At 71.6% G+C, this 26041-nt stretch carries 19 protein-coding genes; 10 read left to right on the top strand and 9 right to left on the bottom strand.

Annotated elements, in window-relative coordinates:
• Nucleotides 1-22 precede the first annotated feature (22 nt).
• The 3 genes from ETAA1_RS25190 to ETAA1_RS25180 all read right to left on the bottom strand — a co-directional run bounded on the left by ETAA1_RS25190 (nucleotide 23) and on the right by ETAA1_RS25180 (nucleotide 3526).
• Nucleotides 23-928: a dihydrodipicolinate synthase family protein gene (locus ETAA1_RS25190; protein WP_145243250.1), complete on the bottom strand. Its 906-nt coding sequence runs from the start codon at nucleotides 926-928 to the stop codon at nucleotides 23-25.
• A gap of 119 nt (nucleotides 929-1047) precedes the next feature.
• Nucleotides 1048-1350 (bottom strand): four helix bundle protein, encoded by a 303-nt coding sequence (locus ETAA1_RS25185; RefSeq protein WP_238389301.1) that lies wholly within the window; start codon nucleotides 1348-1350, stop codon nucleotides 1048-1050.
• A gap of 10 nt (nucleotides 1351-1360) precedes the next feature.
• Nucleotides 1361-3526, bottom strand: coding sequence for a bifunctional serine/threonine-protein kinase/formylglycine-generating enzyme family protein (locus tag ETAA1_RS25180; RefSeq protein ID WP_145243249.1), 2166 nt, complete (start codon nucleotides 3524-3526; stop codon nucleotides 1361-1363).
• 106 nt (nucleotides 3527-3632) lie between these two features.
• Here ETAA1_RS25180 and thiS point away from each other — a divergent pair, with 106 nt between their 5' ends.
• Together thiS and ETAA1_RS25170 are read left to right on the top strand one after the other, a co-directional pair.
• Complete coding sequence (gene thiS / locus ETAA1_RS25175) at nucleotides 3633-4652, top strand: sulfur carrier protein ThiS (protein WP_145243248.1); 1020 nt, start codon at nucleotides 3633-3635, stop codon at nucleotides 4650-4652.
• Between the two features lie 14 nt (nucleotides 4653-4666).
• Nucleotides 4667-5257: a Uma2 family endonuclease gene (locus ETAA1_RS25170; RefSeq protein ID WP_145243247.1), complete on the top strand. Its 591-nt coding sequence runs from the start codon at nucleotides 4667-4669 to the stop codon at nucleotides 5255-5257.
• Between the two features lie 3 nt (nucleotides 5258-5260).
• On the opposite strand, the gene ETAA1_RS25165 is transcribed toward ETAA1_RS25170, so the two are convergent.
• Together ETAA1_RS25165 and ETAA1_RS25160 are read right to left on the bottom strand one after the other, a co-directional pair.
• Entirely contained in the window at nucleotides 5261-5716 is a 456-nt protein-coding gene (locus ETAA1_RS25165) for an SRPBCC family protein (protein ID WP_145243246.1), read from the bottom strand.
• Between the two features lie 85 nt (nucleotides 5717-5801).
• Nucleotides 5802-8165: a heavy metal translocating P-type ATPase gene (locus ETAA1_RS25160; RefSeq protein ID WP_145243245.1), complete on the bottom strand. Its 2364-nt coding sequence runs from the start codon at nucleotides 8163-8165 to the stop codon at nucleotides 5802-5804.
• Between the two features lie 186 nt (nucleotides 8166-8351).
• On the opposite strand from ETAA1_RS25160, the gene ETAA1_RS25155 reads away from it, so the two are divergent.
• From ETAA1_RS25155 to ETAA1_RS25140, 4 genes are all read left to right on the top strand, one after another.
• A complete protein-coding gene (locus tag ETAA1_RS25155) occupies nucleotides 8352-9368 on the top strand; it encodes an ABC transporter ATP-binding protein (protein ID WP_145243244.1) in 1017 nt (338 codons plus the stop codon).
• 33 nt (nucleotides 9369-9401) lie between these two features.
• Nucleotides 9402-11207: an ABC transporter permease gene (locus ETAA1_RS25150; RefSeq protein WP_145243243.1), complete on the top strand. Its 1806-nt coding sequence runs from the start codon at nucleotides 9402-9404 to the stop codon at nucleotides 11205-11207.
• Nucleotides 11208-11276: 69 nt separating this feature from the next.
• Complete coding sequence (locus ETAA1_RS25145) at nucleotides 11277-13493, top strand: Gldg family protein (protein ID WP_145243242.1); 2217 nt, start codon at nucleotides 11277-11279, stop codon at nucleotides 13491-13493.
• 81 nt (nucleotides 13494-13574) lie between these two features.
• Nucleotides 13575-16139, top strand: coding sequence for a DUF4340 domain-containing protein (locus tag ETAA1_RS25140; RefSeq protein ID WP_145243241.1), 2565 nt, complete (start codon nucleotides 13575-13577; stop codon nucleotides 16137-16139).
• A 52-nt stretch (nucleotides 16140-16191) separates the two neighbouring features.
• Here ETAA1_RS25140 and ETAA1_RS25135 read toward each other — a convergent pair whose 3' ends face one another.
• Complete coding sequence (locus ETAA1_RS25135; RefSeq protein ID WP_145243240.1) at nucleotides 16192-17265, bottom strand: hypothetical protein; 1074 nt, start codon at nucleotides 17263-17265, stop codon at nucleotides 16192-16194.
• Nucleotides 17266-17516: 251 nt separating this feature from the next.
• Between ETAA1_RS25135 and ETAA1_RS25130 the strand changes: the two genes are divergently transcribed.
• From ETAA1_RS25130 to tsaD, 3 genes are all read left to right on the top strand, one after another.
• Entirely contained in the window at nucleotides 17517-19451 is a 1935-nt protein-coding gene (locus ETAA1_RS25130) for a S9 family peptidase (protein WP_145243239.1), read from the top strand.
• An 84-nt stretch (nucleotides 19452-19535) separates the two neighbouring features.
• A complete protein-coding gene (locus ETAA1_RS25125) occupies nucleotides 19536-19916 on the top strand; it encodes a hypothetical protein (RefSeq protein WP_145243238.1) in 381 nt (126 codons plus the stop codon).
• A complete protein-coding gene (tsaD, locus tag ETAA1_RS25120; protein ID WP_145243237.1) occupies nucleotides 19913-20926 on the top strand; it encodes a tRNA (adenosine(37)-N6)-threonylcarbamoyltransferase complex transferase subunit TsaD in 1014 nt (337 codons plus the stop codon). The genes ETAA1_RS25125 and tsaD overlap by 4 nt, the downstream gene beginning before the upstream one ends.
• A gap of 115 nt (nucleotides 20927-21041) precedes the next feature.
• Here the strand turns inward: tsaD and ETAA1_RS25115 are convergent, their stop codons facing one another.
• Entirely contained in the window at nucleotides 21042-21257 is a 216-nt protein-coding gene (locus tag ETAA1_RS25115; RefSeq protein WP_145243236.1) for a hypothetical protein, read from the bottom strand.
• Nucleotides 21258-21341: 84 nt separating this feature from the next.
• Here ETAA1_RS25115 and ETAA1_RS25110 point away from each other — a divergent pair, with 84 nt between their 5' ends.
• Nucleotides 21342-22511: a class I SAM-dependent methyltransferase gene (locus tag ETAA1_RS25110; RefSeq protein ID WP_145243235.1), complete on the top strand. Its 1170-nt coding sequence runs from the start codon at nucleotides 21342-21344 to the stop codon at nucleotides 22509-22511.
• Here the strand turns inward: ETAA1_RS25110 and ETAA1_RS25105 are convergent.
• Nucleotides 22492-23703, bottom strand: coding sequence for a hypothetical protein (locus ETAA1_RS25105; protein WP_145243234.1), 1212 nt, complete (start codon nucleotides 23701-23703; stop codon nucleotides 22492-22494). The genes ETAA1_RS25110 and ETAA1_RS25105 overlap by 20 nt on opposite strands.
• A 70-nt stretch (nucleotides 23704-23773) precedes the next feature.
• Nucleotides 23774-25993 (bottom strand): ribonuclease R, encoded by a 2220-nt coding sequence (gene rnr / locus ETAA1_RS25100; protein WP_145243233.1) that lies wholly within the window; start codon nucleotides 25991-25993, stop codon nucleotides 23774-23776.
• Nucleotides 25994-26041: the final 48 nt, after the last annotated feature.

Here is a 26041-nt window from a genome sequence, read left to right as displayed (position 1 = left end):
GCGAAGGCACACGACGCGAACCCTACTTCCCCGCCCCCGGCCGCGTCGCCTTCGCCTTGCGGATGATGCCCAGGACGCGTTCGCGCTCCTCGCCGACGAGCGGCAGCCGCGGCGGGCGGCACAGCTCGGTGCCGTAGCCGCACTCGGTCGACGCCAGCTTGATGTACTGCACCAGCTTCGGGTGCGTGTCCAGGTGCAGCAGCGGCGTGTACCACCGGTACACCGCCCGCGCCTCCTCCCACTTCCCGGCCGTCGCCAGGTCCCACACCAGCCGGTTCTCCGCGGGGAAGGCGTTCACCAGCCCGCTCACCCAGCCGACGGCGCCGAGCAGCAGGCACTCGAGGAACAGGTCGTCCACGCCGGCGAAGATGACGTAGCGGTCGCCGGTCAGGTTGATGATGTCGGTGATCCGCCGCGGGTTGTCGCTGCTCTCCTTGATGCACGCCAGCGTCGGCTCGTCGGCCAGCTCCACGAACATCTCGGGCGTGATGTCGGCCTTGTACGCCGGCGGGTTGTTGTAGACCATGATCGGTCGGTCACTCGCCTTCGCAACGGTGCGGAAGTGGGCCAGCGTCTCGCGGTCGTCGCCCTTGTAGACCATCGGCGGCAGCACCATCAGCCCGTCGGCGCCGAGCTTCGCGGCCTCGGCGGCCCAGCGGCAGGCCTGCGCCGTGGTGTACTCGGCGACGCCCGTGAGCACCGGCACCCGGCCGCCGACGTGCGCGATCGTGGCCTTGAACAGCTCGCGCTTCTCGGACGGCTCCAGCGTCGTGTTCTCGCCGACGCTCCCCATCATGACGAGCCCGTGGACGCCGGCCGCGAGCATCGCATCGACGTGCGCCAGCGTGCCGGGGATGTTCAGCGCGTAGTCGCTGTGGAACTGCGTGCAGACCGCAGGGAAGACACCGGTCCAACTTACGGCAGGCATGACTTACCTTTTGAAAAGGATGAAGGAGGAAGGATGAAGGATGAATCAAGCCCGGCGGCGGTCCTTCACCCGTTTCACGCAAGTCGTGAGGATTGCAATCAACTCGTCGCATTCCCGTGTCAGGTCGGCGAGCCGGGATTCCGTGACGATGTCCCCTTCCGTGAGCAGTTCGAGCCAGTATCGGTTTCTTCGAGTTCTTGTAGCGCCCCGCCCCACTTGCTGATGATCTCCGCGTCAGACCGGCTCCTCATCCCCTCGCGGTAATGCGCGCCGACCGAGGTGCCGGACCGGAGAATCTGGTTGCCAATCGTCCGGCCCACGGCGTTTTCCGGCAGGCCATTGTAGAGACGGATGATCCGTAGCGCGAACTGCCGCGTCCGCGTCTTCAGATCTACCGGTGGCTGTCCGGATTCATCCTTCATCCTTCCTCCTTCATCCTTTCGGCGAAGGAGCGTACACCACGCGGAACCCGACCGCCCCGGTGACGGGGTTGTGCGACTCGCCGCCGGTGTCGAACGGCCGCACGCCCTTGCGCGCCGCGCTGCGGCAGGCGCTCGCCGGGTCGCGGAACGAGCCGCCGCGGACGACGCGCTTGTCGCCGCCCGACGGGCCGGTCGGGTCGGTGCGCGGGCCGTCGGCGGGGTAGCCGGGCTTGAACCAGTCGTGGCACCACTCGGCCACGTTCCCGTGCATGTCGTACAGCCCCCACCGGTTCGGCGGGTAGCTCCCGGCCTTCCCCGGCAGCGTCAGCGGGGCGATCGGGTCGGCGTCCTCGCACGGGTCGGCGCCAGTCACTGTGTACAGCGCCGTCACCGACTTGACCTGCGGCCGGTACACGAGCTTGTCGGTGCCGCCCTCGCCGACGCCGAACGGCGCGGTGGTGCCGGCCCGCGCCGCGTACTCCCACTCGGCCTCCGTCGGCAGCCGGTAGGCCCAGCCGGGCCGGGCGTGCGGCTCGTTCCGGTCGCGCTCCGTCAGGCGCTTGCAGAACTCGACCGCCTCGCCGAAGCTGACGCCCTCGACCGGGTGGTTCTGCAGCTGGTTCGCGCCTCGCGCCTTCGACACCGACCCGCGCGGGCTGGCGTTGTTCATCACCCTCCAGTACTGCCCGAACGTCACCTCGGTCGCCGCCATCAGGAACGGGCCGCCGATCGTCACCTCGTGGGGCGGGCCTTCGGGGTCCGCCTCGCCGGGGGGCGTCGGCGGTCGGCCCGGCTCGCCCGGCGGACTCCCCATCACGAACGTGCCGCCGTCGAGCTTCACCATTTTCATCCCGGCCGCGTTCGTGAACGAATCGACGGGGCCGAGCCGGTTCCCGAACACGGCGCGGTAGCCGGCGAAGCCGAGCACGGCGACGACGAACAGGATGCCGGCGCCGATGCCGACCATCGCCCACGGGAACGTCGGCCGCGCCCGCTGGAGGACCGGGCTGTTGTCGGCGGAGTGGTCCGGCAGGCGGAACACCTGGCTGCTGGAGTGTGGGTTCGGCAGCGGCAGCGGGGCGGGCACCGGAGCCGGCGCCGGCAGGAACCGGAGTGGAGGCGCGACCGGGTGCGGCCCGCTCGGCCGCGGCGCGGCCGGGCAGAAGGGGGCGAGGGCGGCCGCGAGCTGCATCGGCGTCTGCGGCCGGTCCTCGGGCCGCTTCGCCATGCACCAGTGGATCAGCGCTTCGAGCTGCGGCGGGGCGTCGGGGCGAAGCACCCGCAGCGCCGGCGGCGGCTCGGTGCAGTGCTTCAGCAGCTTCTCCGTGGGGTTCGCCCCGGAGAACGGCACCTTGCCGGTCAGGACGTAGTACAGCGTCGCGCCGAGGGCGTAGATGTCGGCGCGGATGTCCACGCTACCGGGGTCGCGGGCCTGCTCCGGGGCCAGGAAGTCCGGCGTGCCGATGACGAAGCCTTCCTGCGTCACCCGGGCGTCGGCGCCCGGCTCGTCGAGCCGGGCCAGGCCCAGGTCCACGAGCTTCGCCGTCTTCCAATCGGGGGTGACGAGGATGTTCGACGGCTTGATGTCGCGGTGAACCATCCCCGCCTCGTAGGCGTGGTGGAGGCCGAGCGCCGCCTGCCGGACCGCCTCGCACGCTGGCACCAGCGGGAGCGGCCCGCGGGCCTGCACGATCTTCGTCAGGTCCTGGCCGTCGATGAACTCCATCACCACGAAGTGCGTGTCGCCGGTCTGGCTGGCGTCGAACGCCTTGACGACGTTGGGGTGCTGGAGCTGGCCGAGCGCGACCATCTCGTGGCCGAACCGGGCGACCGCGGCCGGGTTCGACAGCCGCTCCTTCCGGATGATCTTGAGGGCCACGTCGCGGGCGAGCCGGGTGTCGTGCGCCTTGAAGACGCGCCCCATGCCGCCCTCGCCGAGCAGGTCGAGGAGGACGTAGCGGTCCACGAGTAAGTCCTTGCCGCGGCCGCGGAACACTTCCTTGATCTGGTAGTTGGTGAGCCAGCCGCGGCGGGCGACTTCCTTCGCCAGGGTGGTGGGGTCGGGCTTGGTCTGGGTGGCCCAGGCGGCGAGGTCGTCGGCCTGTGCGGGAGTGAGGAGCCCGGACCCGCGGAGGGAGGAGAGGAACGCGGCCGTCGGGTCGGCGGCAGGGCTCATCGGGCGGCGCGTCTCGGGGGGCGGGGGACGCGGCTTGTTGTACCGGGTATGCTGAACGCATTCCAGAAACCGGGGGGCGTACGCCCCGGGCTCGCCGGGGTGTGCCATGCCGACCGTCACCGTGAACGACCAGCCGCGGACGCTCCCCGACCCGGCCACCGTCGCCGACCTGCTCCGGGCGCTCGGCAAGGACCCCGGCAAGCTCGCGGTGGAAGTGAACCGCGAGGTCGTGCCGCGCGCCGACCACCCGGCCCGCCGCCTCGCCGACGGCGACGCGGTCGAGATCGTCACGCTGGTGGGGGGAGGTTCGGGGCCGCCGGCCGACAAACCCCTGAAGGTCGGCCCGTTCACCTTCAGCAGCCGGCTTTTCACCGGCACCGGGAAGTACGCGACCCACGACCTGATGCAACGCTGCATGGTCGCCAGCGGCTGCGAAGTGACGACGGTCGCCGTCCGCCGCGAGCGGCTGATCGACGCCACCGGCAAGAGCCTCCTCGACAGCCTCGATCTGTCGAAGCTCACCATCCTACCGAACACCGCCGGCTGCTTCAGCGCCGAAGATGCCGTCCGTCACGCCCGGCTGGCGCGGGAGCTGTTGGGGAACCTCGGCAACCCCGGCGCCGGGTGGGTGAAGCTCGAGTGCCTCGGCGACAAGAAGACGCTGCTGCCCGACCCCATCGACACGCTGCGGGCGACGGAGGTGCTGGTGAAGGAAGGCTTCCAGGTGCTGGTGTACACGACGGACGACCCGATGCTGGCGCGGCGGCTGAAGGCGGCGGGGGCGGCGAGCGTGATGCCGGCCGGGAGCCCGATCGGCAGCGGGCAGGGGATTCAGAACCCGACGAACATCCGCATCATCCTGGAGTACCTGAAGGACGGCGACCCCGACTACCCGGTGATCGTGGACGCCGGCGTCGGCACCGCGTCGGACGTGGCGGTGGCGATGGAGTTGGGCTGCGACGGGGTGCTGCTGAACACGGCCATCGCCAGCGCGCAGGACCCGGAGCGGATGGCGTGGGCGATGCGCTACGCCTGCGAGGCGGGCCGGTTGGCGTTCCTGGCCGGCCGCATCCCGCGTAAACTGTACGCGAACGCCAGCAGCCCGATGGACGGCCTGATTCGCTAACCGATGGGTGAGCCATGAGCACGGCCGAGGTGCAGACCCCGCCGCCGAAGGCGTTGCCGAAAGACCCCTACGACCACGATTGGTACGAGATCGTCGACGGCGTACGCGTGGAACTCCCGCCCATAAGTACGGAATCGACCGGCATCGCCACCATTTTGACACTCGCCCTCGGCAACTACGGAATGGGTCGGAACGTAGGGATGCCGTACACGGAGATGCTCATCAAGCTCCCGATCAACCGCGACCGGAGCCGCAAGCCGGACGTGATCTTCGTCCCGTTCACCACCTGGGCGCGTGGCCGGCGGCTGCCCGACACCGCCGCCTGGGACATCGTCCCCGACCTGTGCGTCGAGGTGGTGAGCCCGACCGACCGGGCCGGCGACCTCAACAACAAGATCGAGGAGTACCTGGAAGCCGGCGTGCGACAGGTGTGGGTCGTGTACCCGGAAACGGCGGTGGTAGACGTCTACGAACCCAGCAGCGCCGCCCGCCGGCTCACGCGCGCCGACACGCTCGACGGCGGCACCGTGCTGCCCGGATTCACGCTGCCACTCGCCGAGTTGCTCTGGGATCCGACGCCGGCGGCGTTCGAGTCGGACGAGTGACCGTCACGCCGCCGGCGCCGCCTCGACCGCGGCGCCGAGCTTCGCCACGTCGCCGGCCACGCACTTCTTCATCGTCCCCATCATCAGGTACGACAGCGGCGTGAACAGCTTCGCGTACACGGACACCGCCTTCGTCCGGAACGCCACCGACACCCGCGTCTTGCCGCCGTCCGGCTCGAACGTGAACCGCGTCGTGAACACCGCCCCGCAACTCGTCGCCGACAACTCGACCAGCTTCCCCGCCTCGAACGCCGACACCGTCATCGTCTCGGTACACTCCTTGCCGAACATTTTGCGCGTCTCCTTGAACGCCGTGCCGACGCCGACTGGGCCGGGCGTCAACATCTCGACGCGGAGGATCTCGGGGATGCGCTTCGGGGCGCTCGCGAAGTCGGTGAACGCGTCGAACACGACCGGCAGCGGCGCGGCGACGGTGTGCGTCAGGTCGAACCCGGGCATGGTGGACCTCGTGGGAATGGTGGGAGAGTAGTTTGGGTGTACCCCACCCGAGCGCGGCCCGCGAGGTCCGTTGCGGCGGAAGTGGTCAGCCGTCCAGATTCACCACCCGCAACCTCAGCGCATTCCCGATCACCGACACCGAGCTCAGGCTCATCGCCGCCGCCGCCAGCATCGGGCTCAGCAGCACGCCGAACAGCGGGTACAGCACGCCCGCCGCGACCGGCACGCCGAGCAAGTTGTAGGCGAACGCGAACGCCAGGTTTTGGCGTATGTTTCGCACCGTGGCGCGGCCCAGGGTGCGGGCGCGGGCGATGCCGAGTAGGTCGCCCTTCACCAGCGTCACGCCCGCCGCCTCGACGGCCACGTCGGTGCCGGTCCCCATCGCGATTCCGACGTCGGCCGCCGCCAGCGCCGGGGCGTCGTTGATGCCGTCGCCGGCCATCGCCACCCGCCGGCCGGCGCGTTTCAACTCGGTCACGACCGCGGCTTTGCCTTCCGGCGGAACGGAGGCGTGAACCTCGGTGATGCCGACCTGCCGGGCCACGGCGTCGGCGGTGGCGCGGGCGTCGCCCGTGAGCATGACCACGCGCACGCCGGCCGACGTGAGGCGGCGCACGGCCTCGGCCGCGGTCGGCTTCAGCGGGTCGGCGAGGCCCAGCACGCCGGCCGCGGTCCCGTTCACGGCGACGAAGACGGCGGTTTGGCCCTCGCGGCGCAGTTCCTCGGCGCGGGCGGCGAGGGCGCCGGGGTCGGCGCCGATGAACGCAGCGCTGCCGACGCGTACGTCGGCGCCCTCGAGGGTGCCGCGGACGCCCTGCCCGGCGACCGCCTCGAAGTGCTCAGGGCGCGGGAGTGCACCGCCGCGAGCGGCGGCAACAACGGCGGCTGCCAGGGGGTGCTCGCTCCCCGCCTCCAACGCGGCGGCGTAGCGCACCACCTGCTTCTCGTCGAAGCCCGCGGCGGGGACGACGCTCACGAGCGCCGTCTTCCCCTCGGTCAGCGTGCCGGTCTTGTCCACCACCACGGTGTCGATCGTCGCCAGCCGCTCCAGCACGTCGGCGGTGCGGACTAGCACCCCGGCGCGGGCGCCGCGGCCGACGCCGACCGTCACCGACACCGGCGTCGCCAACCCGAGCGCGCACGGGCAGGCGATCACCAGCACCGCCACGGCGTTCACCACGGCGTAGGCGAGGGAAGGGCCGAACGCCGCCCACGCCGCGAACGTGACGAGCGCCGCCAGCACGACCGCCGGCACGAACCACGCGGCGACGCGGTCGGCCAGCGATTGCAGCGGCGCCCGCGTGCGCTGCGCCGCGGCGACCAGCGCCACGATCTTCGCCAACACCGTGGCCTCGCCCACGGCCGTCGCCGTCATCACGAAGGTGCCGGTGGTGGCGCGGGTGCCGCCGGTCACGCGGTCGCCCGGCGCCTTCATCACGGGCACGGGTTCGCCCGTCAGCATCGACTCGTCCACCGGGCCGCTGCCGTCGTGGACCACGCCGTCCACCGGCACGTTGCCGCCGGGCCGCACCCGTACCTGGTCACCGGGCCGGACGCTCGCCAGCGGTACGTCCTCCTCCGTGCCGTCGAGGTGAACGAGGCGGGCCGTGTCGGGCCGGAGGCCGAGCAGGGCGCGGATGGCGTCGCCGGTGCTGCGGCGGGCGCGGAGTTCGAGCACCTGGCCGAGCAGCACCAGCGTCACGATCACCGCCGCGGCCTCGAAGTACACCGGCAGGTGGCCGTGGGCGTCGGCGTAGGTGGCGGGGAACAGCGACGGAGCCAGTACGGCTGCGGCACTGACGCCCCACGCGGCCGCCGTGCCGAGCGCGATCAGCGTGAACATGTTCGCCGTCCGGTGTCGCAGCGCCGTCCACGTCCGCGCGAACACCGGCCACCCGATCACGAACACGACCAGCGCCGACAGCGCTAGCGACAGCCCGTTCCCCCACGCGGTCAGCGTGTGGCCGAGCGACACGCCCGGGAGCATCGGCCCCATCGCCAGCGCGAACACCGGCAGCGTCAGCGCCGCGGCGGCGACCAGGCGGCGGGTCATGTCGCGCAGCTCGGAGTCGTCGGCGGGGCCGGCGGTCGGCGTCATCGGCTCCAGGGCCATGCCGCACAGCGGGCACGTCCCCGGGCCGTCCTGCACGATCTGGGGATCCATCGGGCAGGTGTACTTCGTCCCGGGCGCGGCCGGCGGCGCCTCCGCGGCGCCGCGGCCGCAGCAGCCGTGGGCGTCCGCCGCGGGCGGGCCGGTGAGGTACTTCGCGGGGTCGGCGCGGAACTTCGCCACGCAGTGCGTCGAGCAGAAGTGGTACGTCGAGCCGGCGTGCGACACGGAGCCGGCGGCGTGGGCCGGGTCCACCGACATGCCGCACACGGGGTCGATAACGCCCGCCGGCGACGGTTCGGGGAGTAGTTTCAAGGAGAGAGTGGGGCGGTCGGCCATCGGACGGTCCTCCTACCCCACTGTACACGTGGCCGCCCACAGGGTTACAGGCGCAGTCGTTACCGTTCGCCCAGGTTCCCCGCTTGCCGGCGCCGCGCGCCGTCATATCATCACCCACCGTCAACACGGCGTTCCGCACCAGTTCCCGCCGCGGGGGCCACCCCCGGCGGGCCGAGACCGACACCAATGCCGACGCCCGCGATCCAGGTCGAGCACCTGTCGAAGAACTACGGCCCCGTCCTGGCCGTGAACGACGTGTCGTTCGAGGTGAAGCCCGGCGAGCTGGTCGGCTTCCTCGGGCCGAACGGCGCCGGCAAGTCCACGACGATGCGCATCCTCACCACGTTCCTCCCCGCGTCCAGCGGCTACGCCCGCGTCGCCGGGTACGACGTGATGTACCAGTCGATGGAGGTCCGCGAGCGGATCGGCTACCTCCCCGAGAGCGTGCCGCTGTACCCCGAGATGCGCGTCAGCGAGTACCTCAGCTACCGCGCCCGCCTCAAGAGCGTCCCCCGCGCCGGCCGGCTCGCCCGGCTCGACGACCTCATGGTCCGCTGCCGCATCAAGGAGGTCCGCAACCGCCTCCTCGGCACGCTGTCCAAGGGCTACCGCCAGCGCGTCGGGCTGGCCGACGCCATGCTCGCCGCCCCGCCCGTGCTCATCCTCGACGAGCCGACCAGCGGCCTCGACCCGATCCAGATTCAGCAGACGCTCGAAACCATCAAGGAACTCGGCGGTCGGCACACGGTGCTGCTCTCGACGCACATCCTGTCCGAGGTCGAGAAGGTGTGCGAGCGGGTCATCATCATCAACAAGGGGCGGGTGAAGTTCGACAACACGCTGGCGTCGATCAACGAGCAGGAGCCGACCTACGAGTTTGAGGTCCGCGGGCCGGCCGGCGAGGTCGGCGAGTTCCTGAAGGCCCAGCCGGAGGTGGTGGCCGTGGTGGCGCACCCGGTGCCGGTCGGGGCCGACGGCGTGGCCGGGTTCGAACTGAAGTCGAAGGGCGGCAAGGACGTCCGCGAGGCGATGGCGGCCCGGCTGACCGGCAAGGGGTGGGGCCTGCGCCACCTCGGGCTGAAGCGGGCCAGCCTGGAAGACCAGTACACGCAGGTCGTGTTGCGGCAGGAGGCGGCGGCCACGCCGGCCCCCGAGCCGGAGCCGACTCCGGAGCCGGAGCCGGCCGCGCCCCCCGCGGCGTAACACGACCCCCGAGCCACCCCGAACGGGCCACCGATGAGCACCAGTACGACCGACCCGATCGCGCCGCCGCCGGCCGCCGACGCCGTCGCCCGCCCCGCCGAGACGGCCCCGTCGCAGAGTTACGACGAGGGGCAGTCGTTCGGCCGGCTGGTCGGCTTCGTCGGCCTGTTCGGCCTCGTCCTCGGCAGCGTCGTCATCATCACCAACCAGGCGATGACGCCGCGGCTGTTCGGCAGCGGGTTCGGCTACCTCGCCGCCGCCGCCGGCATCGTCCTGATGTTGTACCACGCCAGCCGCGACGGCGAACAGGAGGTGCGCCGGCTGTACGGCCTCCTCGCCGCCGCGTTCCTCGTGCTGGGTGTCGGTGCCTCGGTCCTCAAGGGGCCGATCTTCAGCACCACCGCCACCAAGACGTTCGGCTACAACCTGCTCCCGTGGGGCGTGACGTTCGGGGCGCTGAGCCTCGTCTTCGCCATCCCGTTCGTCCGCCACGAGACCGACCGCCGCTACCGCGACGCCGCCATCCTCGCCATACTCGCCATCGGGGCGCTGCTGGCCGTCGGCAGCATCGTCGTCGGCGTGATGAAGCCGGACACTCTCGTGGGCCCCGGGGTGGCGCTGGCCCTGCTCGGGCTCGCCTTCCTCTGCGCCTACATGACGCAGGTGGACACCTCGGAAGGGATCGGGTTCCAGGTGGCGTTTCTGCTCGGGGCCGTCGGCGCGTGCGTGGCGGCGGGGGCGTTCGCCCGGTCGGCCTTCCCGCCGGTGCTGGTCGAGGGGCCGAACGCCATCCGCCGGGTGACCGGCGAGATCGACATGTGGAAGTTGATCCCGCGGCTCGTCAGCATCGGCATCTTCCTCGGCGTGGCGTACCTCGGTTACCGGGCGAAGTCGCTGCCGGGCTGGCTGCGGGGCGTGATCGGCGCCGCCGGCCTCGCCGCCGCCGGCGTGTTCGTCATGGCGTCGGTGAAGGCCAACCTGCTGACCACCAGCCCGGCCCCGTACCTGGTGCCGACCGGCGTCATCCTGATCGGCCTCGGCCTGCTGTACCTGGCGGTCGCGCTGGCCATCTGCTCGGACAACCCGTTCGTCACCCTCACCCGCCGCGAGCTGGCGGCGTTCTTCCTGTCGCCGGTCGGCTTCCTGGTGCTGGCCGGGATGGCGGCGATCGAGTGGGTGGGGTACGCGTTCTTCGTCGAGCAGGTGCAGTCGGCCAGCCGCCGCGGCGGGCTCGACGAGCCGATCGTGTCGCAACTGTTCGTCGCCCTCATCCCGGTGATCGGGCTGCTGCTGGAGGTGCCGGCCATCACCATGCGGCTGATCGCCGAGGAGAAGAAGACGGGGAGCCTGGAGGTGCTGCTGACGGCCCCGGTGAACGAGTGGCCGGTGGTGGCCAGCAAGTTCCTGGCGGCGTGGCTGTTCTTCATGCTCACGTGGGTGCCGATGGGGCTGTACCTGATCGCCCTGCGGGCCGAGGGCGGGGTGCCGTTCGACTACCGGCCGCTGCTCAGCTTCTACATCGCGCTGGGGGCGCAGGGGCTGGCGTTCGTCGGGTTGGGGCTGTTCTTCTCGACGCTGACGCGGAACCAGATCATCGCCGCGGTGCTGACGTTCGCCGTGATGATCCTGTTCCTGGCGACCTACCTGGTGAAGTTCTCGGCCCTGCCGTTCCTCCCGCCGCTGCTCCAGACGCTGCTCGGCAAGCTGTCGTTCATCCACATGTGGCAGGAGTCGCTCGGCGGCCGGCTGCCGCTGCGGGACGTGCTGGTCTTCGCGTCGATCGGCGTGTTCAGCCTGTTCCTGTCGGTGAAGGTGCTGGAAGCCCGGAAGTGGAACTAGCGGCCTGACGGCCCACCCGCCGCGGCGGGTGGGCATCGCCCCGGACGACCCAACGCACGAGCGGACCCCATGAGCGCCGACCCGACCCTGCCGCCCGCCGCCGCCCGCCCCGGAGTGCTCGTCGAGTTCGTCCGCACCGAGCGGGCCAACTCGGCGTACGCGCTGCTCGTGCTGGCGGCCGCGTTCCTGGCCGGGGCCGTGTACTACGCCACCCAGGCGACCAAGGCCGGCGCCGCGCCGGAAACCCCGGCGGTGGACCCGCTCAACCCCGACGCCCCGCCGCCGCCGCCGCCCGAGGTCGACAACCCGAAGAAGGGCGACTACTGGTTCGGCTGCATCGGCCTCGGCGTCGGCTGCCTGATCGCCGCGGGCGCCGGCACCACTCTGCTGGCCCGCGTCCCACCGACCGGCGTCGCCGAGCAGCGGAGCTGGACGCGCGGGTTCGTCCTCGTCGTCGGCGGGCTCCTCGGCCTCACCGGGTTTCTCCTCGGGATGGCCCTGCTGCTCAAGTGGAACGAGGGGGTGGTGGCGGCCGTCCAGGCCTACGACACCGGCGGCACGGCAACGGCCCGCGCCGGCGCCCGCTGGCTGGTGATGCTCGTCATCGGCATGATCATCGCCATCGGCGTGGTGTTCCTCGCCATCCAGCCGGCCCGCGCCGAGGAGCGGAACAACCAGACGCTCCGCCGCCTCGTGTACGGCGGCAACCTCGTCCTCACCACGCTGCTGCTGTTCGGCTCGCTGCTCGTGCTGAACGTCGTGTTCGCGCTGAAGGTGCCGAACATGCTCGACACCACCGACAGCGGGTTCTACACGCTGTCGGACGCGACCAAGAAGACGGTCGGCAGCCTGGCCGAGCCGGTCACGGCCTACGTCATCCTGCCGGACGACAACAGCCGCGAGATCAACGACGTCCGCACCCTGATGTACTCGGCCCAGGAGATCGGCGGCGGCAAGTTCACGCCGAAGTTCGTGAGCCCGGTGACCGACAAGGCCGAGTTGCAGAAGCTGCAGGAGAAGTTCACGAAGCTGGACAAGACCGGCGTCGGCGTCCTCCTGGCCGTCGGCGAGGACGGCAAGCGGCACGAGTTCATCCCGGCCACCGACCTGTTCAAGAGCGACTTCCAGCCGGGCGGCGCGCAGAAGGCGTCGTTCGTCGGCGAGGCCATGCTGGTGCAGAAGTTGCGGTTCCTCAGCGACGCCGACGCCCGGCCGGTGGTCTACTTCACCCAGGGTAACGGCGAGCTGGCGCTCGCCGCCGACGCCGGGGCGGGGTTCAGCAAGGCCGAGCGCGAGGCGAGCCAGCTGAAGACGCACCTCGAGTCGTACAGCCTGGACGTGAAGCCGCTCGAACTGGGGACCGGGGCCAAGGCCGCGGTGCCCGCCGACGCCAAGCTGGTGGTCGTGGCCGACCCGATGACCCCGCTGTCGGACGCGGCCGCCAAGGCGCTGAAGGACTTCATGGGCCGCCCCGGCCCGGACGGGAAGAAGACCGGCCTCGTGGTACTGGCCGAGGCCCGGCCCGGGGCCAAGGACCGAAAGATGGCCAAGACCGGCCTCGAAGGGCTGCTCACCGAGTTCAACGTCCGCCTCGGCGAGCAGTTCGTCTACAGCGTGCCGATCCCGCAGTACCAGATCGGGCCGCGCGAGGCGACCGTGCTGTTCGCCGGCGGCCGCGACGGCGGGCACCCGATCGTCGCCCCGTTCGCCCGGACGGCGGCGCTGATCTGGAACGTGCCGCGCGAGGTGGCGCCGCTGTCGGCCGCGCCGGGCGGGCCGTTCACCGTAACCCCGCTGATGGTGACGCTGCCGCAGCGGCCGACGTGGCTGGAGGACGAGCAGCTGGACAGCCCGAACCAGGCGCTCCAGGACATGGTCGAGAACGACGCCCTCCGCGCCCGGAAGCGGCTGACCGGCAGCCCGCGGACGGTGGCCGTGGCCGTGGCCGAGGGCGGCGCCCCGCCGAACCCGATGAACCCGCACGGCGGCGGCGGCGAGCAGACGCCGCGGGCGGTGGTGTTCGCCAACTCCGAGATGTTCTCGAACGCCGCCCAGCGGCCGCGCGGCGGCGGCACCCCGGCGACGCACGAGCTGATGTCGGCGTCGCTGGACTGGCTCCGCGGCAAGCCGCCGATCGCCCCCGGCACGGAGAAGGTTTACCAGACGTTCGAGCTGCCGCCGGGCGAGACGCTGAACTCGACGCGGCTGTACCTGCTGCCGATCGGGCTGGCCCTGCTGTCCATCGCCGGCCTCGGCGCCGGCGTGTGGGTGATCCGCCGGAAGTAGCACACGTTCTCGCCGCCCGCGGCGTTCCAGGGCCGTGCCCTGCGACCCCGCGGGCGGCGTAACCAGACCCCCGTTGCCGCCATGCCGACCGACCCGAACCAGCCGGACGCCCCGCGGGCCGACCACCGGAGCCATGCCCCGATGAACTTCCGCTTCCCCGCCATCCTGTTCGGGATCGTCGCGGTCGTCGGCCTGCTCCTCCTCTGGCAGTCGTTCACCGAGCCGGAAGACCCCACCAAGTCCGGCGACCTCATCCTGAAGGCCCTGGCCGGCGAGAAGGCCGACGCCGTGGCCGAGGTCGAGGTCGAGAAGCCCGACGGGAGCAAGGTCGTGTTGCGCCGGGCCGGCAAGGACGACTGGACGGTCGAGGCGCCGCCGGTCAAGGCCCGCGCCGACAAGGCCGCCGTCGAGGGCGTCGTGACCGCGGTCCTCGGCCTGCGGGCCGTCCAGTACGGCGAGCTGCGCGACAACCCGGCCATCCACGGGCTCGACAAGCCCCTCAAGGTCACGCTCCGCACCGGCGACGGCAAGAGCGAGACGGTCAGCGTCGGCGACGTGACCGTCGGCGGCAGCAAGGCCGTCGCGTTCGTGTCCACCGCCGACCGCCCGCGGCCGATGGCCGTGGCCAAGGCGTCCGTCGACGCCCTGCTGAAGGACGCCGGCAAGGGCGTCGGCCACGCCGCCGACCTGGCCCGGTGGACCGCCGACTACCGCACGAAGGCCGTGTTCGCCGCCGACAGCCGCGCCAGCGGCGACGACGTGACCGCCCTCAAGCTCACCCGCGGCGGCAAGGAATTGGCGCTGACCCGCAACAAGGCCGGCACCTGGGAGTTCGCCGCCCCCGCCGGCTGGGGCGACGCCGCCGGCTCCCCCGACACCGCCGCCGCCCCCGGCTCGCTCACCGGCGTCCGCCCCATCCTCGCCGGCCTCACCGGCCTCGCCGCCGGCGCGGCCGACGACTTCCTCGACGCCCCCGCCGACCTCGCGCAGTACGGCCTGAACCCCGGCAACCCGGAGCGCGTCCGCGTCGAGCTCAAGCTCCGCGACGGCAAGACGGAAGTGGTGTTCATCGGCAAGAAGGCCGACGTCAAGAAGGACGAGAAGAAGGACGCCTTCGCCCCGGCGGGCGGCAAGCTGTACGTGCAGCTCGAAGGCACGCCGGGCGTCGTCCGCGCCGCCGCCGTCGGCCTCGACGGGCTCGCCGCGGTCATCGACAACCCGACCCCGCTCCGCGACCGCGACCTGCTCCGCGACGACACGAAGACCCGCATCGACGCCGTGGACGTGACCACCAGCGGGCAGACGGTGCAGCTCCGCAAGGGCGGCGCCGACTGGAAGCTGGCCGGCGGCCCGAACGACCCGCAGGCCGCCAACCAGACGGTCGCCAAGGCGCTGCTCGACCTGGTGTCGCAGGCCCGGCTCGTGAAGGAGTTCCCGGCGACGACCGACGCCGCGTTCGCCGCCCCCGCCGCCGAGGTGAAGCTGTACGCCGACGCGCTCGAAGCCAACGCCGACCCGAAGGCGGCGCCGAAGCTCAAGGCCGGCGTCGTGCCGACGGTGCTCGTGTTCGGCAAGAAGGACGCCGCCGGCGTGTGGGTCCGCCGGATCCGGCCGGACGGCAGCAAGACCGACTTCGTCGTCCCGGACAAGATCAAGGTCGGCGCCGCCCCCACGGAGTCGGACGTGCTCGCGGCCGTGACGAAGACGCGGTTCGACTACCTCGACCCGGCACTCCCCGGCTTCTCGCAGTTCCAGGCGACGAAGCTGACGATCAGCGACGGGCCGACCGTCAAGAACGAGGTCGAGAAGGAGAAGACGACGGGCGTCGCGGAGCCGGCGTGGAAGTACCTGAAGCCGGACGCGATGAAGGGGCAGACGGCCGACGCCGGTAGCGTGGGCGACCTGCTGAACCTGCTGGCGACGCAGCAGGCGGGCCGGTTCGTCCGCGAGCTCGGCGACGCGGACAAGGGGAAGGAGAAGGACATCTACCTGGGCTACGGCCTGGCCGCCGAGGCGCCGCGGCTGAAGGTGGTGGTGGGGCTGGACGCCCCGGCCCCGGGGAACGAGCGGGTGTACTACCTGGGCAACGAGACGGACGACAAGCAGTCGGTGTTCGCCCGGGTGGAGGGGCGGCCGGTGGTGTTCACGGTGCCGAAGGGGATCGTGGCCGACCGGCTGGCCGGGGCCGACCTGCGCGACCGGACGCTGGTGCGGTTCGACGCCTCGAAGCTGAAGCGGGTGCAGGTCCGCGGGTGGAAGGACGTGACCGGCGGCGAGATGCTGGTCCGCGAGTTCCGCAAGGAGGGCGGCACCTGGGTGGCGAAGCAGCCGCCGGGGTTCAGCGTCGACCCGCCGAAGGTGGACGACCTGGTGCGGGCGGTGCAGGGGCTGCGGGTGAAGGACTTCCGCGAGGGCGGCGAGCACCCCGACCACCGGGTGAACCCGGAGGCGAACGGGTTCGAGGTGACGCTGGAGTTCGACGGCGCGCCGACGCTGGTGGTGTCGATCGGGGCGGAGGTGGAGGGCGGTGCGGCGCGGATCGCGCGGGTGATCACCGCGGGCACGCCGCCGCGGACGCAGATCATGACCGTGCTGCCGGACGCCCTGAAGTCGTTCCGCGAGAGCGCGAAGTCGTTCGCCCGCTGACCGTCGCTCGCGGCGTCGCACCGCGGTGCGACGCCGCGAGCGGCAACTCCACTCACCCCAGCTTCGTCGGGTTGAAGTCGCGGCATACGCGCACCAGCCCGCCGAACACTACCGCGAAGAACGTCAGCACGCCGGCCGCCGCCCACGTCTCGGGCTGGCCCAGGAACGCCAGCACCTCCGCCGACCACGCCACCTTCGGCTTCTTCGGCGCGTCCGACCGGTCCAGCAGCTTCATCTCGTCCTCGCGCGGCTTCACCACCGACGCCGGCAGCCGCTCCTCCGGCGGCGCCGCGCCGTCCGGCTCGTTCACCACGTACGTGCCGTCGTCGTCCGGGTCGCGCTGCCGCGGGTGCTCCGCCTCGGCCCGCACCCGCGGCTTCGCCGGCTTCGGCTCGTCGGCGAAGGCCACGTTATAACCGCTGAGCGGCCCCTCGTCGGGCGTGTCGATCGGCGGCAGTTCGCTCGGCTGGCGGAAGCCCTCGGCCTCCTCCTCCGGCGGCGGCGGCGGTTGCACCGGCGGCAGCTCGTCGCGCGGCTCCGGCTTCTTCTTCGGCGTCAGCCGCGACTTCGTGTACCGCAGCACGAACGCCAGCCGGCCGAGCAGCCGGGCGTACAGGTACAGGCTCAGCACCAGCAGCCCGCAGCCGAACAGCAGCCACGGCAGCCCGTCGAGGCGGAGCACGGTGTTCGCGGCGAAGCCGACGCCGGCGAGGGGGAGCAGGCTCAGCGCCAGGAACCCGAGCACCACGCGCGGCTTCTGCGCCAGCCGGTCGAACACGCCGGGGTGCAGCGGCAGCCACACGCTCGACGCGCTCAGCGACGACAGCTGACTGACCGGGTAGCACAGCCACACCACCAGCAGCGGTGCGGCGGTCGTCAGCCAACCGCCGCCCCCGGCGCGGGCGACGAACATCGCGGGTCCGGCCCACAGCCCGGCCAGCCACAGCAGGTAGAACGGCTTCCAGAATCCGTCGAACACGCCCTCGTCGCCCCAGGTGACGTGCCGCGCCCCGGCCGCGGTGCTCTGGAGAACTGTCAGATAGTGGTTGGCCGCGAACAGGGCGAAGACGAACCCCATGACGGCCGACGCGGCCAGCGCCGGGACAAAGATGATCGCTCCGGCCATAAGCACTCTTCGGGCAAGCGGATGGGGACCATCCTACCCGACGCCGGCCGCCGCGGGCCATCTCAACCGCTGCCCAAGCGGGCGGGTCGTTCAAGCCCGGATGATTGTTTCCAGCGGAGAGAGAGACCCCCTTCCCAGAAGCATTGACTCAACTGGAAGAATCATCGTTGGAGCGACGCCGTCCGCTGTTGCCGCTTGCCCGCGGCGCCCGCGGCCGCGAGAATCACCCCGTCCAGGCCCCGGAGGCTCCGATGCGCCGCGTCCTCCTGCCGCTGCCGTTGCTCGTACTCGCGCTGCCCGCCCCGGCTCAGGTGCTTGCCCCCGGCGACAACCTCATCGTGGACGGCATCCCGCCCATCCCGGCGGCGCTCGCCGAACAGGTGAAGCGCTACACCGAATCGCGCAGCGCCACGCTGCTGGACTGGCACCCGACCCGCCGCGAGATGCTCGTCAGCACGCGGTTCGGGCAGACGGCGCAGGTCCACCGGGTGAAGATGCCGGGCGGGGCCCGCACGCAGCTGACATTCTTCCCCGAGAAGGTGAGCGGCGCCCGCTTCCGCCCGGCCGGCGGCGAGAGTTTCGTGTTCGGCCGCGACGTGGGCGGCAACGAGCGCTACCAGTCGTTCCGCTTCGACCCCGAGACGGGTAGCGCGACGCTCTTGACCGACGGCAAGGCGCGGAACAGTTTGGGCGTGTGGTCGCGCTCGGGAACGAAGCTGGCGTACACCAGCACCCGCCGCAACGGCACCGACGCCGACCTGTACGTGGTCGACCCGACCGACCCGAAGAGTGACGCGAAGGTGGCCGAGCTCGGCGTCGGCTGGGCTGTATTGGATTGGGCGCCGGGTGACGCGACGATTCTCGCCAGTGAGTACATGTCGATCAACCAGAGCTACCTGTGGCTGGTGGACGTGAAGACAGGGGCGAAGAAGGAACTCGTGCCGATCGTGCCGGAGAAGGTCGCGTACTCGGGCGGTCAGTACAGTCCGGACGGTAAATACATCTGGACCACGACCGACCGCGGGAGTGAGTTCAAGCGCCTCACCCGCATCGACGTGGCGACCCACGCGGTGAGCCAGTTTACTGCCGACGTAAATTGGGACGTGGAGGAGTTCGAGCTGTCTCCGGACGGCAAGACGGTGGCGTTTGTGGTGAACGAGGCCGGAGTCGGCACGTTGCGGCTGATCGAGGCCGAATGGGGCAAGACGCACGCCCGGCCCGAGATCACGGGCTCGGTGAGCGGCCTGAAGTTTCACCCGAAGACCGGCGAGCTAGCGTTTAGCGTGGCGTCGGCAAAGGTGCCGACGGACGTGTTCTCCTTCGACCCCACCACTGGAAAGACAGAGCGGTGGACGGAGAGTGAGACGGGCGGGCTGAACGCCGCATCGTTCGCCGAGCCGCAGCTGGTGAAGTGGAAGTCGTTCGACGACCGCGAGATCAGCGGCTTCCTCTACCCGCCGGCGAAGAAGTTCACGGGGAAGCGGCCGGTCATCATCAACATCCACGGCGGCCCCGAGGGGCAGGCCCGGCCGGGGTTCCTCGGCGCCGGCAACTACTACACCAACGAGCTCGGCGTGGCCGTGCTGTTCCCGAACGTCCGCGGGTCGGAGGGGTTCGGCAAGACGTTCCTGACCCTCGACAACGGCGTGAAGCGCGAGGACAGCTACAAGGACATCGCCGCGCTGCTGGACTGGATCAAGGGCCGCCCCGACCTGGACGCCGACCGCGTCATGGTCACCGGCGGCAGCTACGGCGGGCACATGACGCTGGCGATCGCCACGTACTACCCGGACCGCATCCGCTGCGCCGTGGACGTGGTCGGCATGTCGAACCTGCGGACGTTCCTGGAGAACACCGAGCCGTACCGCCGCGACCTGCGGCGGGCCGAGTACGGCGACGAGCGCGACCCGAAGACGCGCGAGTTCATGGAGCGCACCGCCCCGCTGACGAACGTGGCGAAGGTGAGCAAGCCGCTGTTCATCGTGCAGGGCCAGAACGACCCGCGGGTGCCGGCGAGCGAGGCCGAGCAGATGGTGAAGGCGCTGAAGGCCCGCGGCACCCCGGTGTGGTACCTCAACGCCAAGGACGAGGGCCACGGCTTCGCCAAGCAGAAGAACCGCGAGTTCCAGACGGCCGCGACCGCCTTATTCGTGCAACGGTACCTTCTGGACGAGTCCGCGAAATGACGAATGCCGAATGACGAATGACGGAACCAGGCGTGGGCCATGCGTCATTCGGCATTCGTCATTCTCCAACTCAGGAGCCTGTCGATGCGCCGCTTCGTGCTATCCACCGCCCTCGCCGCCCTTTCAATGGGGTTCGTCCTCGCGCAGGACGCGGCCCCGCTGACGCTCGCCGACGCCCCCAAGAAGGTGGACCAGAAGGTCACTGTGGAGTTCGAGGTGAAGTCCACCGGCGGCAAGGCCGGCGTCTACCTGAACTCGGAAGCGGACTTCAAGAGCGACAAGAACTTTACGGTGTTCCTCCCGGCGAAGGCCGTCGAGAAGTTCAAGGCCGCGAAGGTGGACGACCCGGCGGCGCACTTCAAGGGGAAGACCGTCCGCGTGACCGGCACGGTGACGCTGTTCAAGGAGAAGCCGCAGATCAAGGTCGAAGGGCCGGACCAGGTCAAGGTGGTCGAGAAGAAGTGACGTACTTCCTGGGCATCGAGACGAGTTGCGACGAGACCGCGGCGGCGGTCTTCACCGACGACCTGGCGGTGCGGTCGAGCGTGGTCGCGTCGCAGACCGACCTGCACGCCCGGTTCGGCGGCGTCGTCCCCGAGATCGCCAGCCGGGCGCACCTCCGCAACCTCCTGCCGGTGATCGACGAGGCACTCGCCCGCGCCGGCATCGGCGTGACGGACCTCGGCTGCGTCGCGGTACACCACACCCCGGGGCTGGTCGGGGCGCTGCTCGTCGGGGTGACGGCGGCGAAGGCGCTGAGCCTGGCGCTGGGGGTGCCGCTGGTCGGGGTGAACCACGTCGCCGGGCACGTGTTCGCCTGCCGGCTCGCGGCCGGGCGCGACATCTTCCCGTGCGTCGGGCTCGTCGTCAGCGGCGGGCACACGGCGCTGTTCCGCTGCGACACCGCGCTGTCACTCGAACTCCTCGGCGGCACCCGCGACGACGCCGCCGGCGAGGCGTTCGACAAGGTGGCGGCGGTCCTCGGCCTCGGCTTCCCCGGCGGCCCGGCGGTCGAGCGCGAGGCGGCGCTGGGCAACCCGAAGGCGCACCGCTTCCCGCGCACGTTCCTCGACACCGACCGGCTGGAGTTCAGCTTCAGCGGGCTGAAGACGGCGGTGCTCTACGCCTGCCACGGGCAGGACGTGGCGAAGGCGACGCCGCCCGGCCCCGGGCAAAAGCGCGCCGACCTCGCGGCGAGCTTCCAGGCGGCGGCGGTGGACGTGCTCGCGGGCAAGTGCAAGCAGGCACTGCGGCAGACGGGGCTGAAGCGCCTGGCGGTGGGCGGCGGCGTGTCGGCGAACGGCCCGCTGCGGGCGGCGCTGACGGCCATGTGCGCGAAGGAGGGGGCGGAGCTATTCATCCCGCCGCTGTCGCTCTGCACGGACAACGCGGCGATGGCGGCGCTGGCGGTCGAGAAGTGGAAGCGCGGCGAGTTCGCCCCGCCGGACCTGGACGCGGAGCCGAACTTCATTTAGCCGGCGAGCCCGCCGCCGTCGGGCGGCAGGTGGTTCGGAGCTCCGAAGGGGCGGCAGCCAATAGCCCAGGGTGTCAACCCTGGGCTATTGGCTGCCGCCCCTTCGGAGCTCAGGATTACTTGGCCGGGGCCGGCGCCGCTGCCTTGGCCGCGGCCTTTTCCTTGCCGCGGGCTTCGCGGGAGGCCTTCACGACCTCCTCGCCCTTCTTGATCTCGGCCTGGAGCTGCGCCCGCTCGTCCTTCGGCAGGTAAGCGCCCGGCCCGAGCCGCAGCTCCTGCCGGTTTCGCCGCTTCTCCTTCAGCTTCCGCTTGTCGCCGGCCGGGTTCCCCATGATCGCCTCGGGTGAGGATTCGCTTCGGGTCGTATTCTCCCTACTGTACAACCCCCGCCCCCAACGGCGAGAGCGCCGCGCTTCATGGACGTACCCACCGCCCGACACCTGACCGGCCCCGACGGCACACCCGTGCTCGCCGCCGCGGCCGCGGCGCTGCCCGGCGGCACGCTGGGGGCGCTGGCGGCCCTGCGGAAGCGGTTCGCGCCGGAGCTCGCGGCGGCCGCCGTCGAGGTGGTGACGCTCCGGGAGCGGGCGCGACCGAAGTTCGCGGCCGCGGGCCGGATGTGGTTCACCCGTGAGGCGCTGGAGCAGGCGTCGGGTGACCTCCCGGCCGCGCACCGGGCCGAGCGCTTGAAGCCGTTCGCCGCCGTGCTCGACCTCGGCTGCGGGATCGGGGCCGACGCGCTGGCGCTGGCCGCGGCCGGCTGCCGCGTGGAAGCCGTGGATGCCGACCTGGTGCGGCTCGTGTTCGCAGAAGCGAACGCCGTCGCCCTCGGCGTCGCCGACCGGGTTCGCTTCCATCTCGGCGACCTGCTGACGCTCGCGCTGCCGCCGGCGGACGCCGCGTACACCGACCCCGGCCGTCGCGCCGGCGACCGCCGCTTCCTCGACCCCGATCAGTACGAGCCGCCGCTGTCGGCGGTGCTGGCGCGCTTCCCGGCCGGCTTCCCGCTCGCGGCGAAGATCGCCCCCGGGGTGCCGCGCGACGCGCTGGCGCGGTTCGACGCCGAAGCCGAGTTCGTGTCGGCCGGCGGCGAGTTGAAGGAGTGCGTATTGTGGTTCGGCCCGCTCCGCACCGTCGGCCGGCGAGCGACGCTTCTGCCGGGGCCGCACACGCTCGCGGCCGAAGCAGATGCCGAGATGCCGTACGCGGAACCGGTGGGCGAGTACCTGTTCGACCCCGACCCGGCGGTGATCCGCGCCGACCTGGTGGGGCTGCTCGCGGCGCAGCTCGGCGCGGCGCCGGTGGAGCCCGGCGTGGCGCTGCTGACGGGGCCGGATGCGGCGTCGCCGTTCGCGGCGGCCTACCGCGTGGAGCACGTCGCGCCGCTGGACGCGCGGAAGCTGCGCGACCACTTCCGCGCCGTGGGCGTCGGCCGGGTCACGGTGCTGAAGCGCGCCATCGACGCCGACGCGGACGCCTTCCGCAAGGGGCTGAAGCTCGGCGACGGCGGCGAACACCGGCACGTGGTGCTGACGCGCGCCGGCGGCAAGGCGGTGGCCGTGGTCGCTACCGGCTCTTCGCCATGAAGCTGATGCCGGCCCGCGGCGGGGCGCCGACCTGGCACAGCGTGTCGAACCCGAAGTGCTTCACCAGCCGGATCAGCCCCTCGGCCTCGGCCTGGTCGGCGGCGTCGAACAGCTGGCGGCCGTTCTCCGTCACCGCCCACCGGCTGCCGTAGGGCGACACCCGCAGTCCGGCCGGGTCGAACCGGCGGCCGACGGTCGAGAACGGCACCCGCGTCGGCGCCCGGCCGTTGACCAGGAAGAACGTCTGCCCGCCGGCCCGGCAGAACTCGGTGAAGCGCCCCTCGGTGATGATCCGGGCCGCGTCACGTGCCGTGAACTCGGCCGGGCCGAACTTCGCCAGCACCTCCGCCCCGCACGCCACCACCCACTCCGACCCGTCCCGCCGCGAGTCCACGCGCCGCGGGTCGATCTTCACCAGCTCGCCGAAGTAGCCGACGCCCGGCACCGGGATGCCGACACGCGTCAGGTTCTGCTCCTGCAGCGCCGCGGCCAGCGGGTGCTGCTGCGCCACCGGGCCACTCCCGCCGTCGAGGGTGGCGAACAGGAACGTCACCGCCGGCGCCTGCGGGTTGCTGCCGATGGTTGCGATGCGGTTGAATCCGTAGCGGCGGATGGCGGCGGCGGCCTGTTCGGCGTCCGGCCGGTGGAGGCCGCAGTTCAGGTGGATGCCGGCGTCGTCGCGGACCACCCACACGCCGCGCACGGCGTCGACGCGGACGGTCTTCAAATCGATAGCGGTGACGGTGCGCGGCGGGGCGGACAGGAGCGCCGCGCGGCCCTGGTGCAGGCCGTACTCGACGAGCGGCCGGCCGGTGCCGACGACGACCCACTCGGTCGGCCGCTGCGCCCGGAGCACGCGGACGATCTCGTTGGCCGCGGCCTCGTCGTCGCCGAGCTCGCGGAACACGCGCGGCCCGGCGGCGACCTGCCACCCGTTCACGGTGCGGCGAGCGAGCATCTGGTCGGGGTCGATCGGCGTGCGGTTCTCGGGGTACGGCAGCGCGTCCAATTGCGTCGGCGGGGCGACGACGCCGGGCGGCGCGACGGGGAGCGGCGCCGTCTGCGGCACCGGCAGCGTGACCGGCCGCGACGGCAGGACGGGCGGCGAGGGGAAGCGGGCGGGTTCCGGCTGGGCCGCGGCCGACCCGCCGAGCGCGACCCCCAACCCGGCGACCAGCGAGCGCACGCGCATGACCCCTCCCCCGCGGCGGCGGACTTTCCGGGTGGTATCGGTCGTGCGGGGTAGGGAACTTGAGCCGGCGTCAGCGGCGGCGCGGCCGTGGCGGCTCGGGGCGCCCCTTCCCCTCGGGCGGCACCAGCCGGAAGTCGAGCATCCGCTTCGGCAGGTCCACGCGCGCCACCTCGACGCGCACCCGGTCGCCGAGGCGGAACCGCCGCCGCGACCGGCCGCCCTCCAGCGCGTGACCGGCGCCGTCGAAGTGGTAGTAGTCGTCCACCAGCGACGAGATGTGGACGAGCCCTTCCGCGGGGAACTTTTCCACCTGCGCGAAGAAGCCGTACTCCGCGACGCCGGTGATGACCGCGTCGAACTTCTCGCCGAGCCGGCGGCTCAGGAACGTCAGGATGCGCACCTTCACCAACTCGCGCTCCGCGGTTTCCGCGCGCCGCTCCAGCTTCGAGCAGTGGTCGCCGAGCGCCGTCAGCTCGTTCATGTCGGCCGAGGCGCGGCCGGTCTTGATCCACCGGTCCAGCAGTCGGTGCACGACCAGATCGGGGTAGCGGCGGATGGGCGACGTGAAGTGGCAGTAGTGGGTGCTGGCGAGGGCGTAGTGCTCGTCCTGCACCGGCGAGTACGCCGCCTGCTTGAAGCTGCGCAGCAGCGCGAAGTGGACGGCGGCGCGCTCCGGCTTGTCGGCCGTCTCGTTCAGCACGCGCTGCAACTCGCCGCGGTCCTTGTGCCGCTTGATGGGGTAGCCGAGGATGCCGGCGAACTGCGCGAACGCCTCCAGCTTCTCGTCCTTCGGCGCCGGGTGGACGCGGCGGAGGAAGGGGATGTCGTGGTGCGTCAGGTGCTCGGCCACGGCCTCGTTCGCGGCCAGCATGAACTCCTCGATCACCTGGTGGCTGAGGTTGTGCTCGGCGAAGTGGGCGCCGGTCATGCGGCCGTCGGCGTCGTACTCCAGCACCGCCTCGGGCATGGAGAGTTCGAGGGCGCCGCGCTTGAAGCGCTTCTTGCGGAGGAGCAGCGCCAGGTCGCGCATCCGCTTCAGCATGGCGAGGATGTCATCACCCGGCGAGCGGCCCGCGTGAGCGGGCTGTTCCTGAGCGTGTTCGATGCGATCAGGAACAGCCCGCTCTCGCGGGCCGCTCGCCATCGCGTCGAACTCCGCCTGCACCTGCTCGTAGGTGAACCGCCGCCGCGCGCGGATCGCGCCGTTGAAGAACGACACGTGCCCCTTCTGCACCCCCGGCGTGAACTCCATCCGCACCGTCTTCACGAACCGTACCTTGCCTTCCTGGAGGCTCGCCAGCCCGTTCGAGATCACCTCCGGGAACATCGGGATGACCTTCTGCGGCAGGTAGATGCTGGTCGCGCGCCGCCGGGCCTCGGTGTCCAGCGGGCCGCCCGGCTTCGCAAAGTGGGCCACGTCGGCGATGTGGACGGTCAGCACCCAGTGCTTCGTCTTCGGGTCGATGGTCACGCTCACCGCGTCGTCGAAGTCGCGGGCGTCGGCCGGGTCGATGGTCACGACCAGCTCGTCGGTGAAGTCGGTGCGGCCGTGCAGGTCGGATTCGGAGAACGCGGCCGCGGCCTGCCGCGCCTCGGCGAGCGCCTCGGGCGGGAATTCCTCGGGCAGCCCCAGCGCCTTGATGATCGACAGCGTGTCCACGCCGGGCGCGCCGTGGGCGCCGAGCACTTCCGTGATGACGCCCTCGCCGCGGTCGTTGACGGTGGGGAACCGCAGCAGGTCGATGACGACCTTGTCCTGCGGCTTCACCCCCTTCGCGCCGGGGTCGCCGACCGACACGCTGTGCGCGAAAAGGGTGCCGTCCACGCGGACGAAGCCTTCGCCGTCGCGCTCGAAGTAGGTGCCGACGAACGTGCGCGTGGCGCGGGTGAGGACGCGCACCACCTCGCCGGCCGCGTCGCGGAGCTTCCCCGCGACGCGGGTGATGCGCACCACCACCTCGTCGCCGTTGGCGGCGTCGGCGGCCTTGTCCTCGCGGATGAAGATGTCCGGCGCCTGGGTGCCGTCCACCGCGTTGGGGCGGACGTAACCCACCCCGGACTTGCCGCGGCGGTAGACCCCGACGGCGGTGCCGTGCGGGTCGGCGGGGCGGAGGGTCTGGTTCGCGCCGACGGCGAGCCGTCCCTCGCGGACGAGCGCCTTCAGCGTCTGGCGGAATTCGGGGTACTCGTCGTCGGAGACGTTCATCCGCTTGGCGAGTACCTTCGCCTTGACCGGCGAGTAGCTCGGCCGGGTGACCGCGTGGATGATGCGGGTTACGAGTTCAGACATGAACGGCGGGTTGGTGGGCGGATGTGGGTCCGCCCTATTATACCCGCC

This window comes from Urbifossiella limnaea (genome assembly GCF_007747215.1).
GTDB classification, from domain to species: Bacteria; Planctomycetota; Planctomycetia; order Gemmatales; family Gemmataceae; genus Urbifossiella; species Urbifossiella limnaea.
The sequence above is the reverse complement of the archived record's forward strand: the minus strand, read 5'-3'. Positions and strand labels throughout refer to the sequence as shown.

What these genes read in the sequence shown, in the direction of transcription:
- ETAA1_RS25190 (WP_145243250.1), bottom strand. Translation starts at nt 928, where the DNA reads ATGCCTGCCGTAAGTTGGACCGGTGTCTTCCCTGCGGTCTGCACGCAG.
- ETAA1_RS25185 (WP_238389301.1), bottom strand. Translation starts at nt 1,350, where the DNA reads ATGAAGGATGAATCCGGACAGCCACCGGTAGATCTGAAGACGCGGACG.
- ETAA1_RS25180 (WP_145243249.1), bottom strand. Translation starts at nt 3,526, where the DNA reads ATGAGCCCTGCCGCCGACCCGACGGCCGCGTTCCTCTCCTCCCTCCGC.
- thiS (WP_145243248.1), top strand. Translation starts at nt 3,633, where the DNA reads ATGCCGACCGTCACCGTGAACGACCAGCCGCGGACGCTCCCCGACCCG.
- ETAA1_RS25170 (WP_145243247.1), top strand. Translation starts at nt 4,667, where the DNA reads ATGAGCACGGCCGAGGTGCAGACCCCGCCGCCGAAGGCGTTGCCGAAA.
- ETAA1_RS25165 (WP_145243246.1), bottom strand. Translation starts at nt 5,716, where the DNA reads ATGCCCGGGTTCGACCTGACGCACACCGTCGCCGCGCCGCTGCCGGTC.
- ETAA1_RS25160 (WP_145243245.1), bottom strand. Translation starts at nt 8,165, where the DNA reads ATGGCCGACCGCCCCACTCTCTCCTTGAAACTACTCCCCGAACCGTCG.
- ETAA1_RS25155 (WP_145243244.1), top strand. Translation starts at nt 8,352, where the DNA reads ATGCCGACGCCCGCGATCCAGGTCGAGCACCTGTCGAAGAACTACGGC.
- ETAA1_RS25150 (WP_145243243.1), top strand. Translation starts at nt 9,402, where the DNA reads ATGAGCACCAGTACGACCGACCCGATCGCGCCGCCGCCGGCCGCCGAC.
- ETAA1_RS25145 (WP_145243242.1), top strand. Translation starts at nt 11,277, where the DNA reads ATGAGCGCCGACCCGACCCTGCCGCCCGCCGCCGCCCGCCCCGGAGTG.
- ETAA1_RS25140 (WP_145243241.1), top strand. Translation starts at nt 13,575, where the DNA reads ATGCCGACCGACCCGAACCAGCCGGACGCCCCGCGGGCCGACCACCGG.
- ETAA1_RS25135 (WP_145243240.1), bottom strand. Translation starts at nt 17,265, where the DNA reads ATGGCCGGAGCGATCATCTTTGTCCCGGCGCTGGCCGCGTCGGCCGTC.
- ETAA1_RS25130 (WP_145243239.1), top strand. Translation starts at nt 17,517, where the DNA reads ATGCGCCGCGTCCTCCTGCCGCTGCCGTTGCTCGTACTCGCGCTGCCC.
- ETAA1_RS25125 (WP_145243238.1), top strand. Translation starts at nt 19,536, where the DNA reads ATGCGCCGCTTCGTGCTATCCACCGCCCTCGCCGCCCTTTCAATGGGG.
- ETAA1_RS25115 (WP_145243236.1), bottom strand. Translation starts at nt 21,257, where the DNA reads ATGGGGAACCCGGCCGGCGACAAGCGGAAGCTGAAGGAGAAGCGGCGA.
- ETAA1_RS25110 (WP_145243235.1), top strand. Translation starts at nt 21,342, where the DNA reads ATGGACGTACCCACCGCCCGACACCTGACCGGCCCCGACGGCACACCC.
- ETAA1_RS25105 (WP_145243234.1), bottom strand. Translation starts at nt 23,703, where the DNA reads ATGCGCGTGCGCTCGCTGGTCGCCGGGTTGGGGGTCGCGCTCGGCGGG.
- rnr (WP_145243233.1), bottom strand. Translation starts at nt 25,993, where the DNA reads ATGTCTGAACTCGTAACCCGCATCATCCACGCGGTCACCCGGCCGAGC.